The sequence below is a fragment of the Stenotrophomonas sp. YJH_SMC_20 genome (assembly GCF_059367845.1).
The window spans coordinates 504,255-523,880 of sequence record NZ_JCAFRG010000003.1 but is presented as its reverse complement, the minus strand read 5'-3'; the positions used below and the strand labels follow the sequence as shown (position 1 = coordinate 523,880).

The window sequence follows — 19,626 nt, the reverse complement described above, 5'->3', positions numbered from 1 at the left end:
GGCCAAGGAGATCAAGGGCCTGATCGACGATTCGGTCGGCAAGGTCACCGAAGGCTCCAGCCTGGTGCACCAGGCCGGCAGCACGATGGGCGAGATCGTCGCCTCGGTGCAGCGCGTGACCGACATCATGGCCGAGATCTCTGCCGCTTCGCAGGAGCAGAGCGCCGGCATCGAGCAGGTCAACCAGACCGTGGTGCAGATGGACGAAACCACTCAGCAGAACGCTGCGCTGGTGGAGGAAGCCACCGCCGCCGCGCGTGCGATGGAAGACCAGGCCGCGCAGCTGGCCGATGCCGTGGCGATCTTCCGCCTCGACAACCAGGTCTCCGCCGCAGTGAAGGCTGTCGCCGAACGCGTGGAATCGGCGTGCATCACCACCGTGGCACGTCCGCAGCCGACCGGAACGCCCGCGCCGGTACGTCGCAGCAGCAACGCCCGCACCTTCGCCGCCAGCGACAGCGACTGGCAGGAATTCTGAGACCCACCCGCAGCGGCTTCGGCCGCCGCCCCCGCCGATGGACACGTCCCCCGTGCAAAGTCCTACTCCCATCGTTACCGGCCCACGCGAATTCGAGTTCGCCGACCGTGATTTCCGCCGCGTCTGCGACCTGATCTACCAGCGCGTGGGCATCGCCCTCGCTCCGGCCAAGCGCGACATGGTCTATGGCCGCCTGTCGCGCCGCCTGCGCACGCTGGGCATGCGCAGCTTCCAGCAGTATCTGGACCATCTGGAGCAGGAAGATGGTGACGAGTGGCAGGCGTTCACCAACGCCCTGACCACCAACCTGACCTCGTTCTTCCGCGAACCGCATCACTTCGACAAGCTGCGCGAGGAGCTGCAGCAGCGCTCCAGCCGCACGCCGCTGCTGTTGTGGTCGTGCGCAGCGTCCACCGGCGAAGAACCCTATTCAATGGCGATTACCGCCTGTGAGGCCTTCGGTACGCTGAAGCCGCCGGTGCGCATCATCGCCACCGACGTCGACACCCAAGTGCTGGCCACCGCCGGCCGAGGTGTCTACAACATCGACCGTGTGACCAACCTCGACCCGGACCTGCGCCGGCGCTACTTCCAGCGCGGCAGCGGCCCCAACGAGGGCCAGTGCCGCGTGCTGCCGGCACTGCGCGAGCTGATCGAGTTCCGCCCACTGAACCTGCTTGCCCCGCGCTACGACGTCGGCGGCCCGTTCGATGCGTTGTTCTGCCGCAACGTGATGATCTACTTCGACAAGCCAACCCAGCGCGCGATCCTCGGCCGGCTGGTACAGCACCTGGCCGATGACGGCCTGCTTTACACCGGACACTCGGAGAACTACCTGCACGCCGCCGACCTGATCCAGCCCTGTGGCCGCACCCTGTACCGCCGCGCGGCAAAGGCCGGTGCATGAACGCCTCGCTGCGTACCGACGATGTGATGCGCTACCAGGATGCGCGCTTCCAGACCATTGCCGCCAAGCTGCTGCCGACCCAGTACCTGGTGGTGGACGACACCACCGCGCTGACCACCACGCTGGGTTCCTGCGTGGCGGCCTGCCTGCGGGACCCCGTGCTGAAGATCGGTGGCATGAATCATTTCCTGCTGCCCGAGGGCAATGCCGGCGACGGCGCGCCCGCGCGTTACGGCAGCTACGCGATGGAACTGCTGATCAACGACATGCTCAAGCGCGGCGCCCACCGCAAGCGCATCGAGGCCAAGGTGTTCGGCGGCGCCAACGTGCTCAAGGGATTCACCAGCAATCCGGTCGGTACCCGTAACGCCGAGTTCGTGCGCCAGTACCTGCAGGCCGAGCATATCCCGATCATCGCCGAGGACCTGTGCGGCATCCATCCGCGCAAGATCTGGTTCTTCGCCGATACCGGCCGCGTGGTGGTGCAGCGCCTGCCGCATGCCCACGAAGCCGAAGTGGCCGCCACCGAATCGGCCGTGCGTGCACGTCTGTCCAAGGCCCCGGTCACCGGTGGCGTGGAGTTGTTCGAATGACCCTGACCGGCAACGCCCCCTGCCGGGTCCTGATCGTCGACGACTCTGCCGTCGTGCGGCAGATGCTCACGGAAATCCTGTCCAGCGACCCGGCCATCGACGTGGTCGGCACCGCCGCAGATCCGCTGCTGGCGCGTGAGAAGATCAAGCGCCTGGCCCCGGACGTGATCACGCTTGACGTGGAAATGCCGCGCATGGACGGCCTGGCGTTCCTGGAAAATCTGATGCGGCTGCACCCGCTGCCGGTGGTGATGATTTCTTCGCTGACCGAACGCGGCGCCGACACCACGCTGCAGGCGCTGGCACTGGGCGCGGTGGACTTCGTCTCCAAGCCCAAGCTGGACGTCGCACGCGGCCTGCAGGGCTACGCCGACGAAATCATCGCCAAGGTGAAGATGGCGGCGCGCTCGCGGGTGCGACCGCTGGTGCGCGCGGCCGCCCCGAAGCTCACGCTGGACGCAGCGCCGGCGACGCGTGCTGCCTCGCCGCAGTTCCGGACCACCGATCGCCTGATCGCGATCGGCTCGTCAGCCGGTGGCACCGAAGCGCTGCGCGTGGTGCTGGAAGGCATGCCCGCCGACGCGCCCGCCGTGGTGATGACCCAGCATCTGCCGGCCAGCTTCAGCAGCGCCTTTGCCGAACGCCTGGACCGACACTCGGCGATGGCCGTGCGCGAGGCCAGCGACGGCGAAGCGGTGCTGCCCGGCCATGCCTACCTGCCACCCGGCGGCAAGCACCTGCGCATCATCCGTGACGGTGCACGCTGGCGCTGCCGAGTCGACGACGGCCCGGCGGTGAACCGGCACAAGCCGGCGGTGGACGTGCTGTTCCGCTCGGTCGCGCAGAGCGCGGGTGGCAATGCCATCGGGGCCATCCTCACCGGCATGGGTGACGACGGCGCACGCGGCCTGCTGGAAATGCGCCAGGCCGGCGCGCCGACACTGGTGCAGGACGAGGCCACCAGCGTGGTCTGGGGCATGCCCGGTGCAGCGTTCAAACTCGGTGCCGCTGAGGAACAGGTGCCACTGGAACGGATTGCCGAGCGGCTGCTGGCGCTCGCTCGCGGCTGATAGCGCGCCCCGGCTCAAGGACTCCGCGGGCAGTAGATCCACGCCATGCGTGGATGCCTTTGTAGAGTCGAGCCGCGCTCGACTCATCGCGCATCGCGCGAACAGCAGCCAAGCATGGACTCGGCGCTACAGGCCATCAGGCAACAAGAAAAGGTGCCGGCTTTCATCGGGGTTCTTCGTTTCAACGCGCTACCCGCATGTGTGCTTTGATAGCGGTATTGCACAAGGAATGCTGCACATGATCAAAGGCATATGGAAGGCCGCCCTGGCGGCCGTACTGCTTTCATTGCCACTGGCACCCGCCAGCGCCAGTGGCGATCTGTTCTACTTCGAGGCCAAGCAGGGTGATGTGTTCTTCATGCTGATGCTGGTGGGTCGCGAAGATCCCGGCGCGGTAGGCGTCAGCTGGAAAGGTCCGTCTATCCCGCCGTACCCCAACGTGCATCGCCGCTACTACATCGAATTCAACCGTGCAAAGCGCCAGGCCTACGTGCGTCCACTTGACCGTGATGGACTGCCTTGGTTCGAGATGGATGTCTCCGGTAAGAGCGGCAACGTGCTGATCGGCGGCCGTCGGCTGGAAGGCAGCGCAGACTGGACCGTGCAGTAGCGCCGGAAGCCTGAGCGTTCCGTTGTTTCCAACACGCCCAGATCTTCCATTTGGATCGCACCAGCCTCCAGCCATACCAAGCAGTCAATGGTCCGACTATTGGCTGGGACGAGGATGCAGACGCCCCAGAACGGTCCCGTCAAGCTTGATCAGCTCCAAGGTCTGATCTGTCTTCAACGTCTCAAACAGACCATCCGGTCGAGAATGAATCGATAGAAATCCCTGTTCGAACAGCGTCGTTTCTGTGTCCGGGTCAAGAAAATTAACCGTAATATCACCGGCACTGTTTCGCTCACGCACGGAAACCAGACCTTTCGAAACATTCACGTAGCCGTAGCGGGGCGCCAGCCTCCACCGCCCCGACTCATCCAGAAGACCCCAACGGCCACGTAGTGAGAGCGCATAGACTCTTGTTCCATCCGCCAAAAAATCCGGTAAGGGATCATGCAGCGTGAAATCAGCCACCGCATTGCCACGCAGATCGAGTATGTGATACCCGGGGTCATATCCCGGCCGTTCGAATGCCGCGACCAGATTCGGACCCAATGGTCTTATTCGACGGTAGCGAGGAGGAATCAGCCAAGCACCCGTAGCATCTATTACACCCCATCCTGCATCGGCTTGGGCCAACAGCAGTTGGTCATCCAGTCCTTCCGCGGTTTGAAAAGGCGCAAGTCGGTAGTACAGGGAAGATGAGATGCTGCCATCTTCCAGCATCATGAAACGCACCCCCGCTTCGCCGGGCTTTTGATACTCGACGATCCTGCGGTTCAACGGATGCAGGCCTGCAGCGCGTTGCAGGGAGCGCAGCGACCCATCCAGGCCTACAACGTATTCATCATCTTCCGAACTGAAGATTACATACCCCACTCGTTCAGCGAACTCATCTGTCTTCATACAGTGGCCTGCAGGCGTCGGAAACATCAGACCCGCGCGCGTGAAATGCAGGCACTGGCCGTCTTCGGCTACCGCAGAAAGCAGGTACCCACCCCGACCAAACTTGAACCGATATCGACCCATGGGCGCCACTTGCACCCCTTGGGGATCCAGCACCGTGTCGTTCCCGCCCTGGGTGGCGAGCGCGAAACCCGAACTGTTGAAGGTCATCTGATCGTAGTCCTGGCGCCCTATGCCTGCCAGTGATCGATCAACCAGGCCAAAGTGGACACCATCGCGCGAAGCGATGGCCACTTCCCCCTCATGACCCACGGGACCAAAGCTACCAAAGACACTGAAAACGGGACCGGACCTGCCCTTTGCGTCAAGGAAGTGGGTCGTGCAGCGCCGCTTTTCACTGTTGCAGAGTTCTACAGCCGGGTTTCCTGCCCAGGACGCCGAGCGCAGGAGATCGATCTCGCCTTTCTCCTCAAACCGACGCACCAATCGGCCTCGTGCATTGAAGAAGTCGATTCGCGTGTACGCCTTGGGCGGGCTCCGCAGCAATACCTTGGCTTCGATCATCCCGTTGCCATGTACCTCAACCGAGTCGTAATGCGCTTCAAGGACGATACGCCCTTCTGAATTCATGACGCCCCTGTTCTCCCCCCTTTCGAAGACCGCCACCCCATTTTTGAAGGGACGGAGGTATTGCATTCCCCGATGCTCGGCAAGTTGCCGACCGGTGCCATCCAGCACCACGCAGCGGCCCTCATGACAGAGGCCGTGGCGTGTAGTCCTGTCGAGACGGGGCGGCGGCTTGATAGACAGCGGCATCGCAGACGCCGGCGTTGCGCCGACCGATGGCGCCATGGTCAGAAGTACGGAGGCCAGCAGAGCCCCGAAGGCCTGGGTGATGACGCTGCGGCGATGGGCAGGGCTGGGAGTCGTCAGCAGAAATGAATGGCGCATCTCAGGCAAGACCCGAATGGTGGGCATCCACGGTAGGCGCCATGCGTCGCCAGAGACATACAATTTGTCCGAAAGTGCCCTGCCCACAAAAAACCCCCGGTTCTCACCGGGGGTTCTTCGTTTCAACGGGATACCGGCCAGCGGCCGGCACTACCGCATCAGGCAGCGACCGTCTTGGCCACGTCCTGATATTCCTCGATCTGGTCGAAGTTCATGTAGCGGTAGATCTCCGCACCATTGGCGTTGATCACGCCGATGTCCGCCATGTACTCCTCCTTGGTCGGGATGCGGCCCAGACGCGAGCAGATCGCGGCCAGTTCGGCCGAGCCCAGGTACACGTTGGTGTTGCGGCCCAGGCGGTTCGGGAAGTTGCGGGTCGAGGTCGACATCGCGGTGGAACCCTCGCGGATCTGCGCCTGGTTGCCCATGCACAGCGAGCAGCCCGGCATTTCCATGCGTGCGCCGGTGGCGCCGAAGGTGCCGTACACGCCTTCCTTGGTCAGCTCCGAGGCGTCCATCTTGGTCGGCGGGGCCACCCACAGGCGGGTCGGCAGGTCACGCTTGCCTTCCAGCAGCTTGGCCGCGGCGCGGAAGTGACCGATGTTGGTCATGCACGAACCGATGAACACTTCGTCGATCTTGGCACCGGCCACTTCGGACAGCGTCTTCACGTCGTCCGGGTCGTTCGGGCAGGCCACGATCGGCTCGTGGATGTCGGCCAGGTCGATCTCGATGACGGCGGCGTACTCGGCGTCCGCATCCGGCTCCAGCAGCTGCGGGTTGGCCAGCCACGCTTCCATCTTCTCGATGCGACGCTGCAGCGAACGCGGATCCTGGTAACCCTCGGCAATCATCCACTTCAGCAGGGTGATGTTGCTGGTCAGGTACTCGATGATCGGTTCCTTGTTCAGGCGCACCGAGCAACCGGCCGCCGAACGCTCGGCCGAGGCGTCGGACAGTTCGAACGCCTGTTCGACCTTCAGCTCCGGCAGGCCTTCGATTTCCAGGATGCGGCCGGAGAAGATGTTCTTCTTGCCGGCCTTGGCCACGGTCAGCAGGCCCGACTTGATCGCGTACAGCGGGATCGCGTTGACCAGGTCACGCAGGGTCACGCCCGGCTGCATCTTGCCCTTGAAGCGCACCAGCACCGACTCCGGCATGTCCAGCGGCATCACGCCGGTGGCCGCGGCGAAGGCGACCAGGCCCGAACCGGCTGGGAACGAAATGCCCACCGGGAAACGGGTGTGCGAGTCACCACCGGTACCGACGGTGTCCGGCAGCAGCATGCGGTTGAGCCAGCTGTGGATCACGCCGTCGCCCGGGCGCAGCGAGACGCCGCCACGGGTGGAGATGAACTCCGGCAGGGTGTGGTGGGTCTTCACGTCCACCGGCTTCGGGTAGGCGGCGGTGTGGCAGAACGACTGCATCACCAGGTCGGCCGAGAAGCCCAGGCAGGCCAGGTCCTTCAGCTCGTCACGGGTCATCGGGCCCGTGGTGTCCTGCGAGCCGACCGAGGTCATCTTCGGTTCGCAGTACGTGCCCGGGCGCATGCCCTGGCCTTCCGGCAGGCCACAGGCGCGGCCGACCATCTTCTGCGCCAGCGAGAAGCCCTTGCCGGTATCGGCCGGCTGCACCGGCAGGCGGAACAGGTCGGTCGGGGCCAGGCCCAGCGCTTCGCGCGCCTTGCCGGTCAGGCCACGGCCGATGATCAGCGGGATGCGGCCACCGGCACGCACTTCGTCGAACAGCACGTCGGACTTGACCTGGAATTCGGCGATCACCTCGCCGTTCTTCAGCGCCTTGCCTTCGTACGGGCGCAGCTCGATGACGTCGCCGTGCTCCATCTTCGACACGTCCAGCTCGATCGGCAGCGCACCGGCATCTTCCATGGTGTTGTAGAAGATCGGGGCGATCTTGCCGCCCAGGCACACGCCACCGGCACGCTTGTTCGGGATGTACGGAATGTCATCGCCGGTCCACCACAGCACGCTGTTGGTGGCCGACTTGCGCGAGGAGCCGGTGCCGACCACGTCGCCGACGTAGGCCACCAGGTGGCCCTTGTCCTTCAGCGACAGGATCTGCTGGATCGGGCCGCGCTTGCCGTCTTCTTCCGGGGTGAACGGCGCGTCGTCGCGCTTGTTCTTCAGCATCGCCAGCGCGTGCATCGGAATGTCCGGGCGGGTGGTCGCGTCCGGTGCCGGCGACAGGTCGTCGGTGTTGGTCTCGCCCGGCACCTTGAACACGGTGACGGTCAGGCTCTGCGGCACTTCCGGATTGCTGGTGAACCACTCGGCATCGGCCCAGCTCTGCAGCACGGCCTGGGCGTTGGCGTTGCCGGCCTTGGCCTTTTCCTGCACGTCATGGAACGCATCGAACACCAGCAGGGTCTTCTTCAGGCCGTTGGCGGCGATGGTGCCGACGCTGGCGTCGTCCAGCAGCTGCACCAGTGGGGCGACGTTGTAACCGCCGAGCATGGTGCCCAGCAGTTCGGTGGCGCGCTCACGGCTGATCAGCGGGTTCTGCTCGCTGCCCAGGGCGATGGCCGCCAGGTACGACGCCTTGACCTTGGCTGCGTCATCGACGCCGGCCGGCACGCGGTGGGTCAGCAGGTCGAGCAGGAACTCGGCCTCGCCCTGCGGCGGGTTCTTCAGCAGTTCGATGACATCGGCCGTCTGCTGCGCGCTCAGCGGCAGCGGCGGGATGCCAAGCGCAGCGCGCTCGGCGACGTGGTGGCGGTAGGCTTCCAACATGACAACTCCCGGGTAATGCGTAGGTTGAAAAATCAAAAGTGGGCTCAGGCGTGCGGCACGATCAGCTTCAGGCCCTTGAAGTAGTCGCGGTAAAACGTGTCGTTCCAGGTGATCAGGCCATCGCACTGCAGCAGTGCGTGGGCGCCGACCATGAATTCGTCCAGGCTGCGGCGGCTGCCGCCACGCTGGCGATGACGGCGGTGCATCTCGCCGGCGCGCAGCGCCGACTTGGCTTCCATCGGATTGAAGTGCACGCCCATTTCTTCCAGCGCTTCGAGCACCTCGGCGCCGCCGCGCAGCGATGCGCAGACCTCGGCCAGGGTCGCGCCGCAGACCACCACACGGCCACCCACCAGGCTCTGCCGGAGGATGGCCTCCACGGCATCGGCCTGCGGACCATTGCTGAGCAGCTCGACCAGCACCGGTGAATCGACGGCGATCATCACGGCTTATTCCTCGTCACGCACCGCGCGTACCGCTGCGTCGGAGGATTCGAAGCCGTCCAGCGCGAACTTGCCGCGCGCCCGTGAAATGGCATCGTCAACACTCTTGCGCAGGATGATGCGGCTGCCGTCCAGCTCGACCTTCAGCAGCGTGCCCTTGGTCAGGCCGAGGGCATCACGCACCGCCTTGGGCAGGGTGATCTGTCCGCGTTCTGCAACAGTGGCTTCCATCGGTAGGCCCTCCAGAGTATGCACAAATTATACATACTTCCTTGGGCATACTTCCACCCTGAACAGGACCGGCACCCCGCCAGCCCTTGCCTCGCAAAGGATCGGTCACAAACGTGACATACGCCATACAACCTCCCCTGTAGTCTGGAACCGATGCCGCAGGCCGAACCCGGCCCGGGTGAATCCATTCAGTTTCGGGTTCATACTGGAACTTCCGGGGCCAACAGGCCACCGGCGACCGCAAGCAGGTCCGCCCATGCGCGGGCCACTGCAAGCCATCCGCAAGAAGGAGTTACCCCGCATGAGCGATTCGTTCTCCACCCGCAGCCAGCTGAACGTCGGCGGCAAGACCTACGACTACTTCAGCCTGCCCACGCTGGGCCAGCGCTTCGATATCTCCCACCTGCCCTACTCGATGAAGATCCTGCTGGAGAACCTGCTCCGGCACGAGGATGGCGGCATCACCGTCGGCAAGGACCACATCGAAGCCGTGGCCCGCTGGAATCCGGCGGCCGAGCCGGACACCGAAATCGCGTTCATGCCCGCACGCGTGGTCCTGCAGGACTTCACCGGCGTGCCCTGCGTGGTCGACCTGGCCGCGATGCGCGACGCCGTCGTCAAGCTCGGCGGCAAGCCGGAGCAGATCAACCCGCAGATTCCCTCCGAGCTGGTCATCGACCACTCGGTGCAGGTCGACGTGTTCGGCAAGCCCGACGCGCTGGACCTCAACGGCAAGATCGAGTTCCAGCGCAACCAGGAACGCTACGGCTTCCTGCGCTGGGGCCAGAAGGCCTTCGACAACTTCAAGGTGGTGCCGCCCAACACCGGCATCGTGCACCAGGTCAATCTGGAAAACCTGGCCCGCGTGGTGATGACCGCAGAGAAGGATGGCAAGGCCGTGGCCTACCCGGATACCGTGTTCGGTACCGACAGCCACACCACCATGATCAACGGCATCGGCGTGCTGGGCTGGGGCGTGGGCGGCATCGAAGCGGAGGCGGCCATGCTCGGCCAGCCGTCGTCGATGCTGATCCCGCAGGTGGTCGGCTTCAAGCTGACCGGCAAGCTGCCCGAGGGCGCCACCGCCACCGACCTGGTGCTGACCGTTACCCAGATGCTGCGCAAGCTGGGCGTGGTCGGCAAGTTCGTCGAGTTCTACGGTGATGGCCTGCAGCACCTGCCGCTGGCCGACCGTGCCACCATCGGCAACATGGCCCCGGAATACGGCGCCACCTGCGGCATCTTCCCGATCGACGCCGAATCGCTGAACTACCTGCGCCTGTCCGGCCGAAGCGAAGAGCAGATCAACCTTGTCGAGGCCTATGCCAAAGCGCAAGGACTGTGGCACGAACCGGGCAGCCCGCATGCCCAGTACAGCACCACGCTGGAACTGGACATGGGCACGGTGAAGCCGTCGCTGGCCGGCCCGAAGCGTCCGCAGGACCGCGTCCTGCTCGAAGACGTGCAGAAGAACTACCGCGAAGCGCTGGTCGGCCTGACCGCCAACCGTGACAAGCGCAGCGAGGACGTTGCCACCTTCGTCAACGAAGGCGGTGGCGCCGCGGTCGGCAACGAGCAGCTGGCCAAGGGCTTCGCCGACATCGAGATCGAAGGCCGCAAGGTGCGGCTGAAGGACGGCGCGGTGGTCATCGCTGCCATCACCTCGTGCACCAACACCTCCAACCCGGCGGTGATGATCGGCGCCGGCCTGCTGGCCCGCAACGCGGCCGCCAAGGGCCTGAACCGCCAGCCGTGGGTGAAGACCTCGCTCGGGCCGGGCTCGCGCGTGGTCACCGACTACCTGGAAAAGGCCGGCGTGCTGAAGGAGCTGGAGAAGATCGGCTTCTACGTGGTCGGCTACGGCTGCACCACCTGCATCGGCAACTCCGGCCCGCTGCCGACCGAGGTCAGCGCCGGCATCGCCGCCGGCGATCTTGTGGTCACCTCGGTGCTGTCGGGCAACCGCAACTTCGAGGGCCGCGTGCACCCCGAAGTGAAGATGAACTACCTGGCCAGCCCGCCGCTGGTGGTGGCCTACGCCATCGCCGGCACCACCGACATCGACCTGACCACCCAGCCGCTCGGTACCGGCAGCGATGGCCAGCCGGTGTTCCTGCGCGACATCTGGCCGAGCAACAAGGAAATCGGCGATGTCATCGCCGCGACCATCGGCCCGGAGATGTTCAAGCAGAACTACGCCGACGTGTTCAAGGGTGACACCCGCTGGAACACCATCGCCTCGCCAGACGGCAACCTGTACGAGTGGAGCGATGCCTCCACCTACATCAAGAACCCGCCGTACTTCGATGGCATGACCATGCAGACCGGCAGCATCGACGACGTGCATGGTGCACGCGTGATGGGCCTGTTCGGCGATTCGATCACCACCGACCACATCTCCCCGGCCGGCAACATCAAGAAGGACTCGCCGGCAGGCCGCTTCCTGCAGGAGCGCGGCGTGCAGCCGGCCGACTTCAACAGTTACGGCAGCCGCCGCGGCAACGATGACGTGATGGTCCGCGGCACCTTCGCCAACATCCGCATCAAGAACCTGATGTTCGGTGGCGAGGAAGGCGGCAACACCCTGTACTACCCGGCCGGCGGCGGTCAGCCGGAGAAGCTGGCGATCTACGATGCGGCCATGAAGTACAAGGCTGAAAAGGTGCCGCTGGTGGTGCTGGCCGGCAAGGAATACGGCACCGGCTCGTCGCGCGACTGGGCGGCCAAGGGCACCCTGCTGTTGGGAGTGAAGGCGGTCATCGCCGAGAGCTTCGAGCGCATCCACCGTTCCAACCTGGTCGGCATGGGCGTGCTGCCGCTCCAGTTCCGCAACGGCGAGAATGCGCAGAGCCTGGGCCTGGACGGCTCGGAAGTGATCGACATCACCGGCCTGCAGGACGGTGCCAGCAAGCGCGCCACGGTCACCGCGACCAAGGCCGATGGCACGAAGAAGACCTTCGAGGTGTCGGTGATGCTGCTGACCCCGAAGGAAGTCGAGTACTTCCGTCACGGTGGCCTGCTGCAGTACGTGCTGCGCCAGCTGGCCAGCAAGTAACGGAAAAGGGCCGGATCCGCACGGATCCGGCCCATTCCGTTTGCGATGCACCCCCCTGTAGAGCCGAGCATGGGCTCGGCTCTACAGAAGCACTCAGCGGCGCGGTGCGTCCGGGTCGGTGCGCAGCGCCTTCAGCAGGCCCCACATGTAGAACGCCAGGGTGAACGAGAACGGCAGGCCGCACAGCACCACCGCCGTTTGCATTGCGCTGAAATTGCCGGCCAGGAGCAGCCCGACGCTGGCCACGGTGATACCGACGGCCCAGAACACGCGCAGCCAGATCGGCGCGTCATGCCCATCTTCCACGCCATCGTCAACACGACGGGTGCACAGGTTGGCGATCATCAGCGTGCCCGAATCGACCGGGGTCAGGAACAGCACGAAACCAATCACCACCGCAGCACCAGCCACGTACGGCGCCCCGGGCAGGTATTCCAGCAGCTTGAACAGCGTCATCGCCGCATCGTGCTGGGCCACGTCGCCCAGGATCGCCTGGCCATGGTTGAGGACCAGGTCGATGGCGGTGTTGCCGAAGATCGACAGCCACGCCAGGGTGAAACCGAGCGGGATGAGAAGCACGCCCATGACAACTTCACGGATGGTGCGTCCCCGCGAGATGCGCGCCACGAAAAGGCCGACGAACGGCGCCCAGGCGATCCACCAGGCCCAGTAGAACAGCGTCCACGAGCCCATCCACTCACGCCCCTTCGGGTCGTTGAGGTACATGTCGAAACTCTTGCGCACGAACGCACCGAGGTAATCGCCGGTGTTCTGGATCAAGCCGTCGAACAGGTGCAGGGTCGGGCCGGTGACCAGCACGAACAGCAGCAGGCCGCACAGCAGGCGCACGTTGAGGTTGGAGAGCCAGGCAATGCCCTTTTCCACGCCTGCAACCACGCCGATGGTGGCCACCACCATCATCACCAGCACGATCGCCACCAGCACCTGCGGCGTATCCGGGATGTGGAACAGGTAGACCAGGCCGGACTGCACCACCAGCGCGCCGATGCCGAGGTTGGTCACCATCGAGATCAGCGTGGCCAGGATGCCGAAGCCATCCACCATGTCGCCGATGCGGCCATGGATGCGCTCACCGAAGATCGGGTACAGCGCCGAGCGCAGCGCCAGCGGCAGGTCGCGGCGGTAGGCGAAGTAGCCCAGTGCCACACCGACCAGCGCATACAGCGCCCAGCCGTGCAGGCCCCAGTGCAGGAAGGTCAGCACCATCGCCTCGCGGCCGGCGGCCACGGTGCCGCCGGGTTGCCCGGGCGGATGCAGGAAATGGTCCAGCGGCTCGTAGGCGCCGTAGTACAGCAGCGCGATGCCGATGCCGGCCGAGAACAGCATCGAGACCCAGGCCACGTAGCCAAACGCCGGTGATTCCTCGTTGTGGCCCAGGCGGATGCGGCCATACGGCGAGAACGCCAGCCACAGCACGAAGCCCAGGCACAGCACGATCAGCAGCATGTACCACCAGCCGAACGCGGCCGACACTTCGGCCTGCGCCCATTGCAGCCAGTGCTCGCTGCCTTCGGGATAGAGAACGGTGAGCAGCCCGAGGATGCCGATCGACACCGAGGAGCTGAGGAAGACAAAACGGTTCAAGCGCAGGGGCGAACGCTTGGGATGAGCCAGGGAAGACATGGGGTCGTCTCATCAAGTCCGAGGGAGCACATGGGCGGGGCCGGACCGGTAAACCGGGCCCATGGCGTGGGGCGCGAGCGCATCCTAGGGTTTATTGATTGAACGTTCAATCAATAAAAAGCATAATGGCGGGCAGCCCGATCCTTCGGGTCGCAAACCGTGGAGAGACAATGCCGAAGAAAGGCGTGGAACCGGTACGGCGCGAGCAGCTGATCCGGGCCACTTTCCAGACCATCGACGAGATCGGCATGGCCGATGCGACCGTCGCCACCATCGCGAAGAAGGCAGGGTTGTCCAGCGGCATCGTCGCCCACTACTTCGGCGACAAGGACGGCCTGCTCAATGCTGCAATGCGGCAGATCCTGCGCGAGTTGAAGGACGCCGTCGCCCGCTACCGCGCCGACGCCAGCGACGACCCGCGCGAGCAGCTGCGCGCCATCGTCGATGGCAACTTCGACGACAGCCAGATCAACGGCACCGCCATGCGCGTCTGGCTCACCTTCTGGGCCGCGAGCATGCACCAGCCGGAACTGGCCCGGCTGCAGCGCGCCAACGACCAGCGCCTGTTCTCCAACCTCTGCCACCAGTTCAACCGCCTGCTGCCCCACCCGCAGGCCCGCCTGGCCGCCCGCGGCCTGGCCGCGATGATTGATGGCCTGTGGCTGCGCGGCAGCCTGGTCGGCGGCCAGTTCAACGCCGAGAAGTCCCGGCGCATCGCTTACGGCTACATCGACTTCCAGTTGCAGGCTGTCGCGCTATAAGCGCTCCAGCACCCGCCCCCTTCCAAGGAGTACGCCCCATGACCACCCTGCCCGTCCAACAGCTCTACATCCACGGCCAGCGCGTCGATGCCACCAGCGGCAAGACCTTCAAGACCGTCAACCCGGCCACCGGCGAGGTGATCGCTGAAGTGCAGGTCGCCAGCCAGGCCGACGTCGAGCGTGCCGTGCAGAGCGCGTCCGAAGGCCAGAAGGTGTGGGCCGCGATGACCGCCATGGAGCGCTCGCGCATCCTGCGCCGCGCCGTCGAGATCCTGCGTGAGCGCAACGACGAGCTGGCCCACCTGGAAACCCTGGACACCGGCAAGGCGCTGGCCGAAACCACCACCGTGGACATCGTCACCGGCGCCGACGTGGTCGAGTACTACGCCGGCCTGGCCACCGCCATCGAAGGCATCCAGCTGCCGCTGCGCGAATCGAGCTTCTTCTATACCCGACGCGAACCGCTGGGCGTGGTCGCCGGCATCGGTGCCTGGAACTACCCGATCCAGATCGCCATGTGGAAGTCGGCCCCGGCGCTGGCCGCGGGCAACGCGATGGTGTTCAAGCCGTCCGAAGTGACCCCGCTGACCGCGATCCGGCTGGCCGAGATCTACACCGAAGCCGGCGTGCCGGCCGGCGTGTTCAACGTCGTGCAGGGCCCGGGCCGCGAGATCGGCCAGTGGCTGACCGAGCACCCGGTGATCGAGAAGATCTCCTTCACCGGCGGCGTCGCCACCGGCAAGAAGGTCATGGCCAGCGCCGCGTCCTCGTCGCTGAAGGAAGTGACCATGGAATTGGGCGGCAAGTCGCCGCTGGTGATCTGCGATGACGCCGACCTCGACCGTGCCGCCGACATCGCGGTGATGGCCAACTTCTTCAGCTCCGGCCAGGTCTGCACCAACGGTACCCGCGTGTTCGTGCCGCGCAGCATGCTGGCCGCCTTCGAAGCCGCTGTTGTCGAGCGCGTCAAGCGCATCCGCATCGGCGACCCGATGGCCGCCGAGACCAACTTCGGCCCGCTGACCAGCTTCCCGCACATGGAAAACGTGCTGCGCTACGTCGAAAGCGGCAAGGCCGAAGGCGCCCGCCTGCTGACCGGCGGCGGCCGTGCCACCGAAGGCGCGCTGGCCAATGGTGCCTACGTGCTGCCGACCGTGTTCTCCGACTGCCGCGATGACATGACCATCGTCAAGGAAGAGATCTTCGGGCCGGTGATGAGCATCCTCGCCTACGACGACGAAGACGAAGTGGTGCGCCGCGCCAACGACACCACCTTCGGCCTGGCCGCCGGTGTGGTCAGCAAGGACGTCAGCCGCGCCCACCGCATCATCCACCGCCTGGAAGCCGGCATCTGCTGGATCAACACCTGGGGTGAATCGCCGGCCGAAATGCCCGTCGGTGGCTACAAGGAATCCGGCGTCGGCCGCGAGAACGGCATCTCCACCCTCGGCCACTACACCCGCATCAAGTCGGTGCAGGTCGAGCTGGGCGACTACGCCAGCGTGTTCTGACCGGCGCGCCCCGAGCACGCCCCCTCGTCCGGCCAACGCGCCGATCCGACATTCCGCCGGGACGCCTGCATGCAGCGTGCCCCGGCCTGCAGGAGACACCCATGAGCACCCATAACGAGTACGACTACATCATCATCGGCGCCGGTTCGGCCGGCAACGTGCTGGCCACGCGCCTCACCGAAGATGCCGATGTCAGCGTGCTGCTGCTGGAAGCCGGTGGCCCGGACTACCGGCTCGACTTCCGTACCCAGATGCCGGCGGCACTGGCCTTCCCGCTGCAGGGCAAGCGCTACAACTGGGCGTACAAGACCGATCCCGAGCCCTTCATGAACAACCGCCGCATGGACTGCGGCCGCGGCAAGGGCCTGGGCGGCTCGTCGCTGATCAACGGCATGTGCTACATCCGCGGCAACGCAATGGACTACGACAACTGGGCCAGCATGCCGGGCCTGGAAGACTGGACCTACCTGGACTGCCTGCCGTACTTCCGCAAGGCCGAAACCCGCGACATCGGCCCCAATGACTACCACGGTGGCGACGGCCCGCTGCGCGTGACCACGCCGAAGGCCGGCAACAACGAGCTGTTCGCGGCGATGGTCGAAGCCGGCGTGCAGGCCGGCTATCCGCGCACCGACGACCTCAACGGCTACCAGCAGGAAGGCTTCGGCCCGATGGACCGCACGGTGACCCCGAAGGGCCGTCGCTCCAGCACTGCCCGCGGCTACCTGGACCTGGCCAAGCCGCGTCCGAACCTGACCATCGTCACCCACGCGCTGACCGACCGCATCCTGTTCTCGGGCAAGCGTGCGGTGGGCGTGCAGTGGCTGCACAACGACCAGCCACAGCGTGCCACCGCCCGCCGCGAAGTGCTGCTGTGCGGTGGCGCCATCGCCTCGCCGCAGATCCTGCAGCGCTCGGGCGTCGGCCCGGCCGACCTGCTGCGCAGCCTGGACATCGACCTGGTGCACCACCTGCCAGGCGTCGGCGCCAACCTGCAGGATCACCTGGAGATGTACCTGCAGTACGAATGCAAGAAGCCGGTGTCGCTGGCGCCGGCACTGAAGCTGTACAACCAGCCGGCGATCGGTGCCGAGTGGCTGTTCCTGGGCACCGGCATCGGCGCCAGCAACCAGTTCGAGGCCGGCGGCTTCATCCGCAGCGACGCCGAATTCGACTGGCCGAACCTGCAGTACCACTTCCTGCCGGTGGCGATCAATTACAACGGCTCCAACCCGATCAAGGCGCACAGCTTCCAGATGCACGTCGGTTCGATGCGCTCGCCCAGCCGCGGCCGCATCCATGTGCGTTCGAAGGATCCGCGCGAACATCCGAGCATCCTGTTCAACTACATGTCGCACGAGCAGGACTGGCGTGAGTTCCGCGCGGCGATCCGCATCACCCGCGAGATCTTCGCGCAGCCGGCGCTGGCACCGTACAGCGGCCGCGAGATCTCGCCGGGCAGCGCGCTGCAGACCGACGCGCAGATCGACGCATTCGTGCGCGAGCATGCCGAGACCGCCTACCACCCGTCGTGCTCGAACAAGATGGGCCATGCCGATGACCCGATGGCGGTGGTCGACGGCCAGGGCCGCGTGCACGGGCTGGAAGGCCTGCGCATCGTCGATGCCTCGATCATGCCGCAGGTGGTGACCGGCAACCTCAACGCGCCGACCATCATGATGGCCGAGAAGCTGGCCGACGTGATCCGCGGCCGCACCCCGCTGGCCCGCAGCACCGCGCCGTATTACAAGGCCAACGGTGCACCGGTGCGCAAGCAGGGCTGAGCCAGCCGCACACCTTGAAACACCCGCCGGGCATGGCCCGGCGCTACCAGGCGCGTCCTGCCTTCGGTAGCGCCAGGCCATGCCCGGCGCCGTTTGACGCGTTCGCACAATGCGCCACGCAAACCCCTCTTCGCGTTTTCCCTACGGCGGGGTATGCTGCAATGAACGGCCATTGTCGATACGCTCGGGGCCGAACCTAATACATCACGATTCCTGGAGGGGGAATATGAGTCTGGATCGTCCCTGGCTGCAGAGCTATCCGAAAGGCGTTCCCGCCGAAATCGACGTCAACGAGTTCCATTCGGTAGCTTCGGTCTTCGACGCTTCCGTCGCGAAATTCCGCGACCGTCCCGCCTACTCCAGCTTCGGCAAGGTCCTCACCTATGGTGAGACAGACGCGCTGGTCACCCAGTTCGCCGCCTACCTGCTGGGTGAGCTCAAGCTCAAGAAGGGTGACCGCGTCGCCCTGATGATGCCCAACTGCCTGCAGTACCCGGTGGCCACCTTCGGCGTGCTGCGCGCCGGACTGACCGTGGTCAACGTCAACCCACTGTACACCGCGCGCGAACTCAAGCACCAGCTGGTCGACGCCGGCGTCAGTGCGCTGGTGGTGGTCGACAACTTCGGCGACACCGTCGAACAGGTCATCGCCGATACGCCGGTCAAGCACGTGGTCACCACCGGCCTGGGCGACCTGCTCGGCGCCAAGGGCGCGATCGTCAACTTCGTACTGAAGTACGTCAAGAAGATGGTGCCCAACTACCACATCAAGGGCGCCGTCCGCTTCAGGCAGGCGCTCAAGCTGGGCAGCCGCCACGCGCTTCCGCCTGTGGAGATCGACCACGACGACATCGCCTTCCTGCAGTACACCGGCGGTACCACCGGCGTGGCCAAGGGCGCGATGCTGACCAACCGCAACCTGATCGCCAACATGCAGCAGGCGTCGGCGTGGCTGTCCACTTCAGGCATCGAGCCGGGCAAGGAAGTGATCATCACGGCCCTGCCGCTGTACCACATCTTCGCGTTGACCGCGAACGGCCTGGTCTTCATGAAATTCGGTGGCTGCAACCACCTGATCACCAACCCGCGCGACATGAAGGGCTTCGTCAAGGAGCTCAAGGGTACCCGCTTCACCGCCATCACCGGTGTCAACACGCTGTTCAACGGCCTGCTCAACACCCCCGGCTTCGACGAGATCGACTTCTCCTCGGTCAAGTTCACCCTCGGCGGCGGCATGGCGGTACAACGTGCCGTGGCCGAACGCTGGAAGAAGGTCACCGGGGTGACCCTGGTCGAAGCCTATGGCCTGACCGAGACCTCGCCGGCAGCCTGCATCAATCCGCTCACCCTGCCCGAGTACAACGGCGCCATCGGCCTGCCGATCCCGTCCACCGATGCCTGCATCAAGGACGACAACGGCAACATCCTGGCGCTGGGCGAAGTGGGTGAACTGTGCATCAGGGGCCCGCAGGTGATGAAGGGCTACTGGCAGCGCCCGGAGGAAACCGCCACCGCCATCGACGCCGACGGCTGGCTGCACACCGGCGACATGGCGAAGATGGACGAACAGGGCTTCTTCTACATCGTCGACCGCAAGAAGGACATGATCCTGGTGTCCGGCTTCAACGTGTACCCGAACGAGGTCGAGGACGTCATCGCGATGATGCCCGGCGTGCTGGAAGTGGCTGCGGTCGGTGTCCCGGACGAGAAGTCCGGCGAGGTCGTGAAGGTCGTGATTGTGAAGAAGGACCCGAACCTGACCGCGGAAATGGTCAAGGAACATGCCCGGGCCAACCTGACCGGTTACAAGCACCCCAGAATCGTAGAATTCCGAAAGGAGCTGCCGAAGACCAACGTCGGCAAGATTCTCCGTCGCGAGCTGCGTGATACGCCCGCCCAGTAAGGGTTTCCGGGCAACACGACAGTACAGGGGACCCCGCC

At 65.2% G+C, this 19,626-nt stretch carries 15 protein-coding genes; 10 read left to right on the top strand and 5 right to left on the bottom strand.

Going from position 1 to position 19,626, the window contains the following annotated elements:
* From AC5P6A_RS08385 to AC5P6A_RS08365, 5 genes are all read left to right on the top strand, one after another.
* On the top strand, positions 1 to 478 hold a 478-nt coding region (locus tag AC5P6A_RS08385), incomplete at its 5' end, for a methyl-accepting chemotaxis protein (RefSeq protein ID WP_495222293.1).
* A gap of 37 nt (positions 479 to 515) precedes the next feature.
* A complete protein-coding gene (locus tag AC5P6A_RS08380; protein WP_049435029.1) occupies positions 516 to 1,385 on the top strand; it encodes a CheR family methyltransferase in 870 nt (289 codons plus the stop codon).
* On the top strand, positions 1,382 to 1,978 hold the full coding sequence (gene cheD / locus AC5P6A_RS08375) for a chemoreceptor glutamine deamidase CheD (RefSeq protein WP_014037083.1): 597 nt from the start codon (positions 1,382 to 1,384) through the stop codon (positions 1,976 to 1,978). Before AC5P6A_RS08380 ends, cheD begins: the two co-directional genes overlap by 4 nt.
* Positions 1,975 to 3,048, top strand: coding sequence for a protein-glutamate methylesterase/protein-glutamine glutaminase (locus AC5P6A_RS08370; protein WP_021202077.1), 1,074 nt, complete (start codon positions 1,975 to 1,977; stop codon positions 3,046 to 3,048). The genes cheD and AC5P6A_RS08370 overlap by 4 nt, the downstream gene beginning before the upstream one ends.
* A gap of 238 nt (positions 3,049 to 3,286) precedes the next feature.
* Positions 3,287 to 3,658 carry a hypothetical protein gene (locus AC5P6A_RS08365; protein WP_180878014.1) on the top strand — a complete coding sequence of 124 codons (372 nt, stop codon included), beginning with the start codon at positions 3,287 to 3,289 and terminating at the stop codon, positions 3,656 to 3,658.
* Positions 3,659 to 3,754: 96 nt separating this feature from the next.
* On the opposite strand, the gene AC5P6A_RS08360 is transcribed toward AC5P6A_RS08365, so the two are convergent.
* The 4 genes from AC5P6A_RS08360 to AC5P6A_RS08345 all read right to left on the bottom strand — a co-directional run bounded on the left by AC5P6A_RS08360 (position 3,755) and on the right by AC5P6A_RS08345 (position 8,930).
* Positions 3,755 to 5,506, bottom strand: coding sequence for a WG repeat-containing protein (locus tag AC5P6A_RS08360; protein WP_346714804.1), 1,752 nt, complete (start codon positions 5,504 to 5,506; stop codon positions 3,755 to 3,757).
* 158 nt (positions 5,507 to 5,664) lie between these two features.
* The gene (gene acnB, locus AC5P6A_RS08355; protein ID WP_058979914.1) at positions 5,665 to 8,256 is read right to left on the bottom strand and encodes a bifunctional aconitate hydratase 2/2-methylisocitrate dehydratase; all 2,592 of its coding nucleotides are present in this window, start codon (positions 8,254 to 8,256) and stop codon (positions 5,665 to 5,667) included.
* A gap of 44 nt (positions 8,257 to 8,300) precedes the next feature.
* The gene (locus AC5P6A_RS08350; protein ID WP_005416402.1) at positions 8,301 to 8,699 is read right to left on the bottom strand and encodes a type II toxin-antitoxin system VapC family toxin; all 399 of its coding nucleotides are present in this window, start codon (positions 8,697 to 8,699) and stop codon (positions 8,301 to 8,303) included.
* A gap of 6 nt (positions 8,700 to 8,705) precedes the next feature.
* Positions 8,706 to 8,930 (bottom strand): AbrB/MazE/SpoVT family DNA-binding domain-containing protein, encoded by a 225-nt coding sequence (locus AC5P6A_RS08345; RefSeq protein ID WP_005409505.1) that lies wholly within the window; start codon positions 8,928 to 8,930, stop codon positions 8,706 to 8,708.
* Between the two features lie 301 nt (positions 8,931 to 9,231).
* Between AC5P6A_RS08345 and acnA the strand changes: the two genes are divergently transcribed.
* On the top strand, positions 9,232 to 11,985 hold the full coding sequence (gene acnA / locus AC5P6A_RS08340; RefSeq protein WP_111097828.1) for an aconitate hydratase AcnA: 2,754 nt from the start codon (positions 9,232 to 9,234) through the stop codon (positions 11,983 to 11,985).
* A gap of 93 nt (positions 11,986 to 12,078) precedes the next feature.
* On the opposite strand, the gene AC5P6A_RS08335 is transcribed toward acnA, so the two are convergent.
* A complete protein-coding gene (locus AC5P6A_RS08335; RefSeq protein WP_155029478.1) occupies positions 12,079 to 13,629 on the bottom strand; it encodes a BCCT family transporter in 1,551 nt (516 codons plus the stop codon).
* Between the two features lie 170 nt (positions 13,630 to 13,799).
* Between AC5P6A_RS08335 and betI the strand changes: the two genes are divergently transcribed.
* The 4 genes from betI (at position 13,800) to AC5P6A_RS08315 (ending at position 19,588) form a co-directional block, all read left to right on the top strand.
* Positions 13,800 to 14,390, top strand: a complete 591-nt coding sequence (gene betI, locus AC5P6A_RS08330) for a transcriptional regulator BetI (protein WP_005409501.1) — start codon at positions 13,800 to 13,802, stop codon at positions 14,388 to 14,390.
* 38 nt (positions 14,391 to 14,428) lie between these two features.
* Positions 14,429 to 15,901 carry a betaine-aldehyde dehydrogenase gene (gene betB, locus AC5P6A_RS08325; RefSeq protein ID WP_495222292.1) on the top strand — a complete coding sequence of 491 codons (1,473 nt, stop codon included), beginning with the start codon at positions 14,429 to 14,431 and terminating at the stop codon, positions 15,899 to 15,901.
* Positions 15,902 to 16,002: 101 nt separating this feature from the next.
* A complete protein-coding gene (gene betA, locus AC5P6A_RS08320; protein ID WP_010482497.1) occupies positions 16,003 to 17,685 on the top strand; it encodes a choline dehydrogenase in 1,683 nt (560 codons plus the stop codon).
* A 226-nt stretch (positions 17,686 to 17,911) separates the two neighbouring features.
* A complete protein-coding gene (locus AC5P6A_RS08315) occupies positions 17,912 to 19,588 on the top strand; it encodes a long-chain fatty acid--CoA ligase (RefSeq protein ID WP_019661476.1) in 1,677 nt (558 codons plus the stop codon).
* Positions 19,589 to 19,626 lie beyond the last annotated feature (38 nt).